Genomic DNA, 13,261 nt, shown 5'->3' with positions numbered 1-13,261 from the left:
GCCTTGATGAAGAATCCTGAATGACATGGGGGGAAGGTTTATGAAAACAAGCATCTATTTCCGCAGAAACTGGCAACTATATGCGTTGCTCCTACTGCCCATGATCTACTTCATTATTTTCAAGTATGGGCCAATGTATGGCGTGCAGATTGCGTTCAAGGACTTTAACTTCTTTCAAGGGATCTCCGGTAGTGAGTGGATTGGCTTGGATGCATTCAGAGAAGTATTTCAAAATCAGGGATTTTACACGGCATTACGCAACACGTTAGTGCTTAACATGCTGGATCTGCTGGTGTCCTTCCCGGCGCCGCTTATATTGGCCATCTTATTGTTCGAGCTTAAAAAGGCTTGGTTCAAAAAACTGGCACAAACTTTACTGTACATTCCTCACTTTATTTCGTGGGTCATTATTGGAGGGATCGTACTTCAAGTATTTGGTACACAATCGGGTTTTATTAACAATATCTTGATGAGCATGGGATTTGATCCATTACCATTCCTTTCAGACAAAAACTATTGGCTCTTCACGTATCTTGCGGTAGGCGTGTGGCAGAGTGCCGGCTGGGGTACGATTCTGTATCTGGCATCCTTGACAGGAATTAACCGGGAACTGTACGAAGCGGCAGAAGTGGATGGAGCAAGTCGGCTACGCAGAATCTGGCACATCTCCTTGCCAGGCATCAAAACAACGATTGTTACCTTATTGATCATCAATGTCGGCAACATGATCTCCATCGGTTTCGACCGACCGTTTATTATCGGTAACGTGGCTGTACGTGAATACTCAGATGTGCTCAGCACGTTTGTCTATCGTGTCGGTTTACAATCTGGTCAGGTTACACTCGCGACGGCTGTAGGTTTGTTCCAGGCATTAGTTGGACTTGTCTTCATACTCGGAGCGAACTATACGTCCAAGAAATTGACCGATGAGAGCATTATGTAGTGGATTTGATTCACATATGATCTGTAAGGAGTGAGTGAGATGTCTGAAAACACGGCGAATCGAATATTCAATACGGTAAACGTCATTCTTATTATCATTACGATGGTGCTGTGTCTTGCACCATTCATTCATATTATTGCGATCTCGCTCAGCTCAAACCGGGCGATCGGTTCAGGAGAAGTTTCTTTTTTCCCAAAAGAGTTATCCTTTGAGGCGTATACCAAAGTATTTGCAGATGGATCGATGATTCGTTCCCTGATCTATACGATCTGGCTGACCGTCCTGAGTACGGTGTTAAGCATGGCGATGACCATTGCAGCAGCTTATCCACTGGCGAAAAGTAATCTGAAGGGGCGTAAGTGGTTCATGCTTGTCATTGTGGTAACGATGTTCTTCAGTGGCGGCATTATTCCCGAGTACATTCTGATCAAAAATCTGCATCTACTCGACAGCACATGGGGACTTATTTTGCCTGGATTGATTAGTCCATTCTATATGATCATCCTCATCACCTTCTTCCGAGGAATTCCCGAAAGTCTGGAAGAAGCGGCAGGCATTGATGGAAGCAGCCACTTCGGAACCCTTATGCGCATTATCTTGCCGCTATCCCTTCCGGTTATGGCGACACTGAGCCTATTCTACGCGGTAGGACGGTGGAATGGTTTCCAAGATGCACTCATGTATATTACCAAGCCCGAGCTATACCCTTTGCAATTGAAATTGTATCAGATGATTCAGCAAAACCAGATTACAGAACTGATGCAGAACGAAGGCATTGGTGCTGTCCAAGTCCTGCCTGAGAGTCTGAAGGCAGCCAGCGTTATATTCTCAACGTTACCGATTCTGCTTGTGTATCCGTGGTTGCAGCGGTACTTTATCAGTGGCGTAATGGTAGGTGCTGTAAAAGGTTAATAGAGGTTGTTCAAAAAGTTCACTTTTGATTACGAATGATGCCTAGTGGCATCATCAGCATCGAATATGAAATTTAGCCGAAATAGGTTGATGCTTACGAAGTATGTTTCCTTCAGAAACATTGTAGTTGCTCACGTAGTTGTCCTACGCTCCGCTACTCCATTTCTAGCTTAATTCCATCTTCTTGGTACTGAAAACTGATCTTTTTGAACACGCACCTATAGTCTCGGGAGGGCGCATGACATGACACAACGAATGGTAGAGAAGATGTCGAAAGAGCAACAGTATCTTGTGAATCAGTCCATGTTGATGATGGATAGCTTCTATGATAAGGAAATGGACCTGCTTCGCAGTTTTGAAGAAGAGGATTCATCGCAGCACAGCACACGAGCCAGTGCACATTATGCACTCGGGTTGTTGATTCGAAATGAGCCTGGTGATGTGGAACGCGCGATACAAGTGTTCCACAAGGTGCTCGATGTTCAATATGACGCTCCGGATGAGATCTATCACGGCACCTTCGCGACCCGACCAACTGATGCGCATCCACCAGCGGGTCACTATGCTTGGAAATCTTTTGCGCCAGGCACGGCCTATTTCCTGGAACGCACCTTTGAGAAGGTGTCTGCGCAGTTTATCCATAAAATACAGGAAGATGGATCTCTGCTCACAGAGGCCGCAGATCCCAAACAACTGAAACGCCTGTTTCATTCGACAGTAAATCAGATTCTGCCACCGGTCTGGATCAGCTATGATCCCAACTGGCGCGAGTTTATCGCTTGTGTCTGTGTGGTCGTAACTGCCGAATTCTCCGAACTTATGCCAGATACACTGGTGAAACGAATGGACCATGCAATGGAATTGGCTGTTCAAGGGTCAATAGAACGCAGGTTATCCGACGTAATCCCCATGAACACCAATATTGAGTTAATGCATATTTTCATCACCCACTACTACGGCCATCGCTTTAACCGAACAGATTGGATTCAGCATTCGGATGAACAGGCGGAGGGGTTAATGAAGGAGTTTGAACAATACAACGGTACATTCGCCGAGTTCAATACGACAACGTATTACGGGGTGGATCTGTCCGTGCTTGGCATGTTTCGAAAGTATGGACTCACGGAACGTTTGGTTAAAATTGGACACCGGATTGAACACGGGCTGTGGAGTAACATTGCGCTGTATTACAATGCCAACCTGGAGAATCTCTCCGGCCCGTTCTCTCGGGCGTACGACATGGAGATGCGAGAACATAGTTCAATCGGTGTATTTATCTATCTTTTGCTTGGTGAAGGGTATGAATATCTGGCAGGAATCAACTGTGAGTCAGGCCATGATCCACTGATTGCGCTCCTTGGGGTAGATGTGCCCGCAGAAGCCGTGCCGTATTTCAAGGCTCATCAAGTAGATCGGCTTGTGCAGAAACAGTTCATGGAACTGTGTGAGCGCAATGATCCAACGTCCAATCGGAATCTGTGTACAGCCAAAGCCTGGATCTGTGAGGATCGGATGATCGGGGCCATGTCGGGAAGTGTGAATACCAATGGCCAGATGCATCCAGCCACGATCCACTGGCAGACAGAGACGGGGGAGCGTTATTATCTTCGCTTGATCCGCCGTGAGGTAGGCGAGGGGTGGAACAGTCATCTGCGCGGAGTAACGTTTGATGCGGATCTCACGCCAGATTCGTTAACCATTGATGTGAAGCTGGATACGGCGGAAGAGATCGACGTTTATTTTGAAATCAGAGGGCCATCCCTTCGTCAGCAGGATATTACACCAGTGTTATGGCAGTTCCCTGGACTTACGTGTACCGTGAAGGCTGAAGCACCTGAACCATCCGTGTTAATGTACGTGAATCATGTGGAGATCATCTATCGTTATGTGCCTGGAAAGACTGCAAACAAGATGAGATTTGAATTGACTCTCGGTGAAGACAACGGTATGAGGAATAAATAGGTATATAAGATGAACTGAACATTTACACGAGAACGAAGAGTGCAGAACCGATCTGAAGAAGCGGAGCGTTAGCCTGAAAGCTTTCTGCAAGAAAGCTGCATCGGAAGCATAAGCTATCGCCGGATTTTTCCCTTTGGAGAAGGGGATCAAAAAAATCTGGGGATAACAGCGATCGGAAGATGGTACTGCAATTGGAGTGATCTAGTGTAAAGTTTATTGGTTCAACTTATATAGATAGAGATAAATGGAATATGAATGGGCGATAAAATGAGAGACAGGAGGACCAATCATGTATACGGACAAACAGGAATATTCGTTCTCAACATGTTGGAACATCAAACGTCATACGACCGGACAAGGTATGATCGAAGAGATCAAGTCTCTTGGATTCAAACAAGATGAACTGAATTATAACGTAACGGAAGAGATGCTGCAGACGATAGAACCGATGATTGAACGGGGAGAGATCGGTGTATCCAGTGTGCATAATACATTGCCGCATGTGGCTGATCCGGATTACGGGACGGATTCCGTCCTGCTTGGATTCGATGATGAGCCGCGCCGCAAACGGGCGATTGGACTGTTACTTCGCTCAGCCGAGTACGCACATCGTTATGGGGCCAAGGCTGTAGTTGTACATCCCGGTGAGGTGCCGTTTGAATACAATATAGATGAAGCGTTGAAAAAGATATACCACGATCAGGGGCCGGATTCACTGGCATATCAATCTTTATGGCAAGAGATGCTGGAGAAGCGGGAAGATGGCAGCGCACATTACCTGAGCCGGATTCGGGAGAGTCTGGAAGAGGTATGCGATTTGTCAGAGCAGCGGGGATACGGGGTGAATTTTGGTATTGAGACCCGTTCACGCTGTTATCAGATGCCGACTTTGCACGAAGCGGGAACGATTATTGGACAAATGAAGGGCGCGCCGCTTGGTCTCTGGTACGATATTGGTCACGGCATGATGATGGATCGAATGGGGCTGTACGATAATGTACGTGAGGCTAACGCATTGATTGATCACGTGGTTGGCGTGCATATTCATGAAACCGTAGGGTTGGCAGATCATTGGTGTCCATACATCCATAGTAAAGACATGACCTTTTTTGATTCATTTTTGGATATCATTGATCGTTCGCCGGTGAAAGTATATGAGTTAAAAGCCGCGTGTACACCGGAAGAGATCGATGAGAGTCATGGATTAATTACATCTCGTATTGAAGAACGTCAAGCGGCACGTCAGCGCGGATAGGGAAAAGATATTTTATGCTAAGCGCTTTAGATGGGTAAACGATAGGGCAATGGAGGAATGTAAAGCATTCTTCTCGGCTGATGTCTGACGTCCAATTGGTGTAGAAGATTTCGTCTATTGAGAATGAGCTATGCGGGGTTAATTAACGGAAAAGGGATCGGTTTCATCGGCCTGCGAGGCTTGGTGAGACGGATCCCTTTTTTTTGATTTTATTTGATATGTATATGTGATCAGTGTACAGCTTTCATTCAAATACATTCATTCAGATAGCGTTTTGGGGCACATTTCGCTTCGTCAATGGGCACTCTTTGAAATGCTAACGAACCACACGCACCCTAGAAGTGAGTCACAACTTGGCGAGAGAAGCGTTTATTCTACCTATCACCAAAGCAAGATTGAGCGTGTGATTCTTTTTACTCGTACATCCGTTGTTCAAGTTCGGCATAGGCAATGGCAGGATCATCACTGGAATTGTCAATATAAGCGACGGATAAAGCTGGGAGGGGCCAGACTATTTCTTTACGAACGAGAGAAGCTGTGAAGGCATCCCAGTTTGCGAGTTTCCATTCATCCAGTGGAGATTGTCTCGCTGTAATCCGCTCGTGATACAAGGATTCATTTTCCAGATATATATAGGCCACACGCACATCCGTATCATCCAGGGTACGTCCGATCTGTGCAAGTTCCTGAGCAATCCAATCCGGGGTTCCAATTTCTTTGGTAAATGGTCCCACAACGATAGTATCGATACCCAACTGAACGTTATCCAAAGCGGCGTCCATGGTAATACGATACCCGAGATCACGGCATAACCTCTTGTATTCAGGCGAATCTCGGTCCGATGGATCGAGTCCCTGAAGGGTCATGATCGCCTCAGCCGCGGGACGAAGTAGAATATCCATGTCCAGGAAAGCAGCTTTATGTTTACGGGAAAGTGCTTTGGCAAGTGTGGTCTTACCACTTCCGGCCCCGCCGAGAAAGAAAATTAGTTTGCTCATGAATGTAATGCCTCCTGAATTAGATTCAAAAATAGGATATGTAATTGAATTATACGAATAGATAGATTCATCATTAGAGTTCGTGAATGAAAGGACTTGTTTATTTTAACATAAATAAAGAAGGTTGCTAGCTAGACAAAAAAGGAAGGATAAGGTAATATCATACCTAGTTGTTCTATGCATAGGTTTCCGATGTATGAGAAAAGAAGAGATTTGAAAGTGTATTTTTCGAAAGCTTTAAAAAATTGCTAAATGAATTGAGAGGGAAGGAGTGACAGTATTGCAGGTCAACAAACAGATGATTAAAGGTAGTACCGAAACATTGATTCTGACCCTGCTTCAGGAACGACCATTGTACGGTTATGAATTAATTAAGGAATTACATCGTCAATCTGAGGGTGTGTTTAATCTGAAAGAGGGCACGTTATATCCTATTTTGCATGCCATGGAGATTGAAGGCTGGGTAGAGTCGTACTGGATGGAGGTTGAAGGCCGTAAACGTAAATATTATTCGATTCGTGACAAGGGCATGGAGGCCTTAAAAAGTAAAAAAGCAGAGTGGAATTTGTTCCGTCGAGCTGTGGATCAGGTGCTTGGGGAAGGAGGCTTGACATGACGAATCGACATGAGCGAATTCAGCATTATCTTGATCACATGTGTGTTCAGGTTAAAGCTCGCGAAGTACATAACGACCTGCGTGATGAGTTGGGAAACCACATGGAAGAGATGATTTTGGATAAAGAACAAGAAGGTTATACAGAGGAAGAAGCAATTACATATGCCATTGAACAGATGGGTGATCCTTCAGTTGTGGGCAAAAGCATGCACCGATTGCATCGCCATCGTATGCATTGGGGGTTGCTAACGGGACTTGCCAGTTTGCTAATCATTAGCCTGCTGCTGACATGGATTTATACGACAAATATTTCAGTTGAAAGGTTTCAGTTTTTGTATAAAAGTCATTTACTCTACACTATTGTTGGTTTAGTGCTGATGGTGTTTTTGATGTATTTTGATTATCAAAAATGGAAAAAATCTGCCTGGTGGATCTATATTTTGTTAAGTGGTATGTTGTGGATTAATCCGCTGGTATCACCGTTTGATTATGGTGTACAACGGTTCTGGAGCATATTTGGGTTAACAATTGATCTTACGACGATATCCATGTGGGTATTGCCCCTTGCCATAGGTACGATTATGATGGATAAGCTGCGTACTAAGTGCGACGTACAATCTGTCTCCGCGTATATTCTTCTTGTGGCTTTGCCGTCTTTTAGCCTGTTACAAGCTTCAGATTGGGTACGATTGTTTCCATTAGGAACAGCAACTATTATCTTGTTTGCCTGGATTACACAAAAATGGCTTTATACGTTTGTAGGGGCTGCAATTGCGGGACTTGTCACTATGATGCAATTGTTTTTGAGTGGTGAGTACAGGCGGTTTGAGAGACTCACTGCCGTGTTTAATCTCCAAAATGACCCGCTAGGACATGGCAGCTATAACCAATCAATTATGAATATTCTTCATTCTGCCGGATGGTGGGGAAACGGTTCTGACACGTCTTTGGACCACTTTACAGGATTTTATATGGACTATCCCGGTGTAATGCTTATTGATGTATTTGGTTGGTTAGCAGGCATAATACTGTTGCTTGGAATCGTATGGTTTCTTACGAGTATGCTGAAAATGCTAACTCGTGTACTCGATGAATTTGGTCGCATGATTGTGTTCAGTATTACAGTGATGTTCGCATTGCAAATGCTTTACTCGCTGGCGATGACTACCGGAAAGGTTCCGATTGTCAGCGTTACTTTCCCTTTTATTGGATTTGGTTCTCATGTGATCTTAGAATACGCCATGATGGGTTTATTGCTTGGAGTATATCGACGTAAAGATACTATTTCATTGAGAAGCAAACAGGGAGAACCGATCACGACCATGTCAAAATAAAATTAAAAGACGCGCGATCGGATGGTACCAGTATATAAAGTTATATAATACGATGTCTAATCAAACTGATGTGCTCGCTCATTAGACGGAAACCAGATATGACGCAGGTTCACCCAGCCCTGGCTGTTGAAAGATAGACCACGTACCGAAGGCAGATAAGCCGTCTCTACCGGTTTTTCAGATAAATGGAACAGTAGGTTCTGGCTGACCAAAAATTGCTCAATGCGGTCTAATTCACGAGTTCGATCCGCAGCGATGGGAGAGGCGACGATGGTTTGTAAGATCTCATGGATCGTTACACGAGCAGAATCTTCCAGATGCTCAGATAACGTAGAGTAGAGATCATACCTGCGCAGTTCTTCGTCCCTGTCCCGAATGAGAGAGAAGAGAATCAGATCAGATTCCAGCCGCAGATTTCCTTTGAACTGCTCCATTGTAGCGGTACGGATGGTACAAGAGAAACCGCACTGCTCCAGTATGGACGCCAGATTTTTAGCATCCCTGCGATATTGTGGAATGGTTGCAATGTGCAGGGAGATGGGACTGGAGGATACGGATCTTATCGATATATCGCTAAATCCCTCCAAGTGGACCTGGACCTTCTTGGTATTCACCGCACTCAAATCAGTCTCCACGACTTCAGAGTCATTTGCATGTCCGTCATCTCTATACATTCCAGCAAGGCATAATTGAAGGTGTGCTCTTACTTCCGGATCGTTTAACGGTCCGGATTTTTGCGTATTACACGTGATTAATTTTTGAACCATCACACCTGCACTTATCTGTGTCCAGTCTGCACCCGCAGACGAAGACGGATTATGAACAAGATGAAAGAACGGAGTTTCGATATCTTGGCTATCGTCGTCTATTTTTGCCGAGGCACTCCACGGAATTTGCAGGATATCTACCCGGTCCATATGCGCTCTACCCTGAAAATACGATGAGAAGGCTTCAAGTCTGCACAAGTGATCATCCCAGGCAGTGACCTTGAACGGCCCCGTCCCGACAGGTTTTTGCATCCCGTGCGTATCAACCGCATGCTTTATCTTCTGTTCGTTTTTTCCGGGTGAGGGTACAATCGCCGCACGACTTGTTGTCAGAAAAGACAAAAACAATTCGTGAGGATGTTTAAGCTGGAAACACACGGTTAAGTGATCGAGCGCTTCAATAGATAGAATCTGTTTACTTACATCACGGTACAGTGTCCGGCGATCTGTAGATTGCAGTCGTTCAAACGTATGTACAATATCATGGGCCGTCAGCATCTGACCATCGTGAAACGTAATACCTTTTCGCAGATAAAAAATCCAGGTCTTTCGGTCTGCACTGACATCCCAGGTATGAGCCAGACAGGGAAGGATCTCTCCTTTTTCACCCCGTTGAACTAACCCGTCAAAGACATGGCTGGTAACAAAGGATTCAGCTAATAGATTAATGTACAGCGGATCAAGCGCATGAAGCTGTTGGCGCAGGGGCAATCGAAGCGTATCAATCTGCTCGTTATTATTGCCGGCTTCCGTATGATGACCCGAATAACTAAGCAACCACTGGTTTAGATGATCCTGCATGATTGTTGAACTGGAGAATGCGCTCACCTGCTCGGCAGCTTCCTGCAACTCCCGGCGATTCATGGCCTGCATCATATATTCTGCGGCGATTTGATCAGCCGGAACAAGCAAGGTCAGTGAAGAACGCCGACCCCGGCCACGCTGGGAAACCCAACGAATCCAATCATGGGCAACCATCTTTTTGACAATCGTTAATGTATTGCGGTGTGTACAATTTAGCAACTCAGCGAGATCGGCGAGTGTAAGTTCATGTTCCGTATGGTGGCCGTAATGACGATGCAACAGCAGATATTGCTGATGTAATTTCAAGTGTTGATTCCCTCCTGGAGGTGAACTCTGACGTATTCCTCTAAAATAAGAAGTTTTGTCGATTTTAATTTCTATTTATATTCCTATTTTATCATCTAGAATATAGCATAGAAAGGTTAATGGAGGTTTTTCCCATGATTGATAAAATAATGGCTTCACCGCAACGCGCTCTAATCACGCTACTGTCTGCATGGATGCTGGCGATTATTCACCAGTATTTATTCTATGGTAATGAGATTGGCGTATCGTATCCTATCTTTGTAATTCTCTTTTATGTGTTCATGTATCTGTTTGCCCGGGACCGCATGAGGTCTTTCAAGTTCATTGATGCTTTTGTAGTGGCTGTAGTGCTACTGTTGTCGCTAACGTTCCTGTTATACGACAATGAATTGCTGTATGTTCTTAATTTTCTGGTTGTACCCGGCGTAGTTATCTTACATATGACGTATCTGATGGGCAGAAAACAGAAGCAGTGGTGGGAGATTGGTTTGATTGGTATGGCTATTGACCACTTGCTGCCTCAAGCCATACGTCATTGGGGGACGGTTGCTGCTATTGCTGTGAGAGCAGGAGGGCGTGGCATCGGCAAATCACAGAAAACAGTTGTTTTTAAAGTACTCATTGGTCTTGTGGCGTCCTTGCCTATACTCATTGTAGTCGTTGCATTACTGTCCTCTGCTGACGGGGTCTTTGATCAGTATTTAGCCGGTTTTCCGGAGTGGATGAATCAATTGGCTTTTACTCCAGGGATACCGAGAATCATCTGGATTGTCATCGCAGGTGTATTGCTGTTCGGTTATGTATGGGGATTCGTACAGCCAATGCAATATGAGGCAGAAAAGAGAGAGAACGCACATTGGAAAAATGGAGCTGCATCCACGGTTGATAAGCGTGACCACACCTATATATTCTCTCCTATGGACCCGGCCACTGAAGGTAAGGTTACGAATAAGATTACACCCGAGCCCGAACGCACTCCAGTTCAGCGGGAACCATTCAGATTGGACCCCATCATTGTGGGGACGATGCTGATTGTCATTAACTGTGTGTACGTTTTGTTTGTACTTGTACAGTTTTCGTATCTGTTTGGTGCAGGAGAGGGGCATCTTCCGGTAGATCTGTCTTACGCAGACTATGCGAGAAGTGGATTCGCAGAGTTAATTCTCGTCACAGGTATTAACTTCTTTATTCTTATTGTTGCTTTGCAGTATACCCGTTCGAGTGGCAAAGCGGGTTCCATCGTGCATCAGGTACTTCTCCTGATTCTGGTCAGTTGTTCAGCAATTATGTTGTATTCCGCGTTTATGCGCCTAAATCTGTATGAGCAGGCATATGGATATACGTACATCCGCTTCCTGGTACACGCATTCATGATCTTCCTCGCACTCCTGTTGCTGATTGCTGGCCTTCGTATACGGTACACGTCAATACCGCTGATTCGCTGGTATATTGTGCTGGCGTTCACAGCTTATGTTGCAGTCAACTATGTGGGCATGGATAAACGGATTGCCGAGCTGAATATTGAACGTTATCATCAGACTGGCAATATTGATGCAACCTATCTGGCGAGTCTATCGGCAGATGCAGTACCGTTACTTCGAGAGTTTGCTCAGGAGGAGTATCCGGATCTCAAGAGGGAAATGCTGGAACGTCAAGCATATCTGGATATGGATACATCAGATCGCTCATGGCCTTCTTATAACGTTGCAAGACATAAAGCTGAGCTAGAAATGTCCAAATTGAGAACGGAATAGCTGAATAGTAGTTGTTTTCACGTACGGATTTATGCAAAAACAATATGTAAGTGTTATAATATAAAAATGAACCTATAAAGGGGGTGAATCCCTTGTTTGAACTGCAGGAGTTATTACCATATTTATTCTCGATTGGACTCATCTTCACCGTCAGTTATGCCTATATTGCCCATCTTCACTGTGGCATGACGGAGTACTGGGTGGAAGGTGGCGCCGGTGGTGGACTTGAACCTGTACTTCCCGCCCTGTGTTTGGACAGACAGCACAGACAGGAAGACTGGAGCCGCATGATTAGACGAAGAGAAGCGCCCGATGAAGATGAACCAGATTGTCATTCCTCGTTGAACGATTGGTCAACAAATCAACGAGGAGGATATATATGGAACATAAGACCAACAAGGGATTCACTTTTACTTCGGGCAAGGGACGGATCTATGGCCTGATTGCCATTTTGTTTGCAGTCATGCTGCTTGCCGGATGCAGCAACAACGTGTCGGAGATTACTTCATCGACACCGGGATTTTTTAATCACTACATTGTATTTCCACTGTCGTACCTGATTCAGCACATTGCCACCATATTTAGTGGAAGCTACGGGGTCGCGATTATCGTGATTACGCTGGTCATTCGTTTAGCACTGTTGCCATTGATGATGCGTCAAGCCAAGTCCCAGCAGGGAACACGAGTCATCATGAACGCCATGAAACCCGAAATGGATGCGCTCAAGAAAAAATATGAAGGCAAAAATGATCCTGCTGATAAGCAAAAGCTGTCTCAGGAAACGATGGAGCTATACAAGAAACATAAGTTCAATCCACTGAACATTGGTTGCTTGCCGATGCTCATTCAGTTACCTATACTTTCAGGTATTTACACAGCCATCCGACTTACACCGGAACTGTCCTCCCATTCGTTCCTGTGGTTCAAACTGGGAGCGCCGGACTACGTACTCGCTGTGGTGGTTGCGGTCATATATCTGATTCAAGCCAAGGTATCACAAGCCAATATGGCACCTGAGCAGCGAAAACAGTTCGCCATTATGGGATATCTTTCCCCATTGATGATGGCATTCTTTTCTCTAACAGCTCCAGCAGCCATGCCGCTCTACTGGACAGTTGGGGGTTCGTTCCTGGTACTACAGACATTATTGTTCCGCAAAATGTACCCGGTGGAACATCCACAGGAGCCAGTGGTTGTGGAAGTGAGTCAGAAAAAGAATAAAAAATCTAGTTCATCTAAATCTTCGCGGAAACCTGCAAAGTCTTAATAAAGTTGGTCGCAGTCGGCTGCGGAAACATGGTGATTACGGAAACTTGGTGAACACGCAAACGACAAACATATTGAAGAAGCCTGATCCATATGGATCAGGCTTTTTTTTTTGTACTATAAAATGTACCCCTTGTACAGGACAAATTAAAAAAGGTTAGGCTGCTTCAAGCTGCTGTCTGTATCGCGCAGGCGGCAGCTTGTTTAAGTTCCATTGACCTCGATAATGATTGTAATAGATCATGTAGCTTTTCACTTCTTGCTTAACCTCTTCCAGGGTCATACATGTTTTGAAATTCGTTTCATCTTTAAAATGCCCAAAGAAGGATTCTTGTGGAGCATTG

The 13,261-nt window shown here is 45.0% G+C and carries 12 protein-coding genes; 9 read left to right on the top strand and 3 right to left on the bottom strand.

Annotated elements, in window-relative coordinates:
- Nucleotides 1-40: 40 nt before the first annotated feature.
- The 4 genes from QVE09_RS28990 to QVE09_RS28975 all read left to right on the top strand — a co-directional run bounded on the left by QVE09_RS28990 (nucleotide 41) and on the right by QVE09_RS28975 (nucleotide 5,072).
- Nucleotides 41-943 (top strand): ABC transporter permease, encoded by a 903-nt coding sequence (locus QVE09_RS28990; protein WP_062834078.1) that lies wholly within the window; start codon nucleotides 41-43, stop codon nucleotides 941-943.
- Nucleotides 944-982: 39 nt separating this feature from the next.
- Nucleotides 983-1,855 (top strand): carbohydrate ABC transporter permease, encoded by an 873-nt coding sequence (locus QVE09_RS28985; RefSeq protein WP_062834079.1) that lies wholly within the window; start codon nucleotides 983-985, stop codon nucleotides 1,853-1,855.
- Between the two features lie 243 nt (nucleotides 1,856-2,098).
- The gene (locus QVE09_RS28980) at nucleotides 2,099-3,817 is read left to right on the top strand and encodes a hypothetical protein (protein ID WP_315939629.1); all 1,719 of its coding nucleotides are present in this window, start codon (nucleotides 2,099-2,101) and stop codon (nucleotides 3,815-3,817) included.
- Nucleotides 3,818-4,106: 289 nt separating this feature from the next.
- A complete protein-coding gene (locus QVE09_RS28975) occupies nucleotides 4,107-5,072 on the top strand; it encodes a sugar phosphate isomerase/epimerase family protein (RefSeq protein WP_315939628.1) in 966 nt (321 codons plus the stop codon).
- Between the two features lie 413 nt (nucleotides 5,073-5,485).
- Here QVE09_RS28975 and QVE09_RS28970 read toward each other — a convergent pair whose 3' ends face one another.
- Nucleotides 5,486-6,070 (bottom strand): P-loop nucleotide/nucleoside kinase family protein, encoded by a 585-nt coding sequence (locus QVE09_RS28970; RefSeq protein WP_315939627.1) that lies wholly within the window; start codon nucleotides 6,068-6,070, stop codon nucleotides 5,486-5,488.
- Nucleotides 6,071-6,350: 280 nt separating this feature from the next.
- Between QVE09_RS28970 and QVE09_RS28965 the strand changes: the two genes are divergently transcribed.
- Both QVE09_RS28965 and QVE09_RS28960 read left to right on the top strand, forming a co-directional pair.
- Nucleotides 6,351-6,686 (top strand): PadR family transcriptional regulator, encoded by a 336-nt coding sequence (locus QVE09_RS28965; protein ID WP_315939626.1) that lies wholly within the window; start codon nucleotides 6,351-6,353, stop codon nucleotides 6,684-6,686.
- Nucleotides 6,683-8,020 carry an FtsW/RodA/SpoVE family cell cycle protein gene (locus QVE09_RS28960; RefSeq protein WP_315939625.1) on the top strand — a complete coding sequence of 446 codons (1,338 nt, stop codon included), beginning with the start codon at nucleotides 6,683-6,685 and terminating at the stop codon, nucleotides 8,018-8,020. Before QVE09_RS28965 ends, QVE09_RS28960 begins: the two co-directional genes overlap by 4 nt.
- Before the next feature lie 56 nt (nucleotides 8,021-8,076).
- Here QVE09_RS28960 and QVE09_RS28955 read toward each other — a convergent pair whose 3' ends face one another.
- The gene (locus tag QVE09_RS28955) at nucleotides 8,077-9,897 is read right to left on the bottom strand and encodes an ABC transporter substrate-binding protein (protein ID WP_315939624.1); all 1,821 of its coding nucleotides are present in this window, start codon (nucleotides 9,895-9,897) and stop codon (nucleotides 8,077-8,079) included.
- Between the two features lie 134 nt (nucleotides 9,898-10,031).
- On the opposite strand from QVE09_RS28955, the gene QVE09_RS28950 reads away from it, so the two are divergent.
- The 3 genes from QVE09_RS28950 to yidC all read left to right on the top strand — a co-directional run bounded on the left by QVE09_RS28950 (nucleotide 10,032) and on the right by yidC (nucleotide 12,918).
- Entirely contained in the window at nucleotides 10,032-11,651 is a 1,620-nt protein-coding gene (locus QVE09_RS28950; protein WP_315939623.1) for a DUF4153 domain-containing protein, read from the top strand.
- A 92-nt stretch (nucleotides 11,652-11,743) separates the two neighbouring features.
- Complete coding sequence (locus QVE09_RS28945) at nucleotides 11,744-12,094, top strand: hypothetical protein (protein ID WP_315939622.1); 351 nt, start codon at nucleotides 11,744-11,746, stop codon at nucleotides 12,092-12,094.
- Nucleotides 12,031-12,918, top strand: a complete 888-nt coding sequence (gene yidC, locus QVE09_RS28940; protein ID WP_315939621.1) for a membrane protein insertase YidC — start codon at nucleotides 12,031-12,033, stop codon at nucleotides 12,916-12,918. The genes QVE09_RS28945 and yidC overlap by 64 nt, the downstream gene beginning before the upstream one ends.
- Nucleotides 12,919-13,074: 156 nt before the next feature.
- Here yidC and QVE09_RS28935 read toward each other — a convergent pair.
- A partial coding sequence (locus QVE09_RS28935) for an IS3 family transposase (RefSeq protein ID WP_315939620.1) occupies nucleotides 13,075-13,261 on the bottom strand: 187 nt, incomplete at its 5' end.

Origin of the sequence: Paenibacillus sp. ClWae2A (genome assembly GCF_032452295.1) — a bacterium.
Lineage (GTDB): Bacteria > Bacillota > Bacilli > Paenibacillales > Paenibacillaceae > Paenibacillus.
The sequence above is the reverse complement of the archived record's forward strand: the minus strand, read 5'-3'. Positions and strand labels throughout refer to the sequence as shown.

What these genes read in the sequence shown, in the direction of transcription:
- QVE09_RS28990 (WP_062834078.1), top strand. Translation starts at nt 41, where the DNA reads ATGAAAACAAGCATCTATTTCCGCAGAAACTGGCAACTATATGCGTTG.
- QVE09_RS28985 (WP_062834079.1), top strand. Translation starts at nt 983, where the DNA reads ATGTCTGAAAACACGGCGAATCGAATATTCAATACGGTAAACGTCATT.
- QVE09_RS28980 (WP_315939629.1), top strand. Translation starts at nt 2,099, where the DNA reads ATGACACAACGAATGGTAGAGAAGATGTCGAAAGAGCAACAGTATCTT.
- QVE09_RS28975 (WP_315939628.1), top strand. Translation starts at nt 4,107, where the DNA reads ATGTATACGGACAAACAGGAATATTCGTTCTCAACATGTTGGAACATC.
- QVE09_RS28970 (WP_315939627.1), bottom strand. Translation starts at nt 6,070, where the DNA reads ATGAGCAAACTAATTTTCTTTCTCGGCGGGGCCGGAAGTGGTAAGACC.
- QVE09_RS28960 (WP_315939625.1), top strand. Translation starts at nt 6,683, where the DNA reads ATGACGAATCGACATGAGCGAATTCAGCATTATCTTGATCACATGTGT.
- QVE09_RS28950 (WP_315939623.1), top strand. Translation starts at nt 10,032, where the DNA reads ATGATTGATAAAATAATGGCTTCACCGCAACGCGCTCTAATCACGCTA.
- yidC (WP_315939621.1), top strand. Translation starts at nt 12,031, where the DNA reads ATGGAACATAAGACCAACAAGGGATTCACTTTTACTTCGGGCAAGGGA.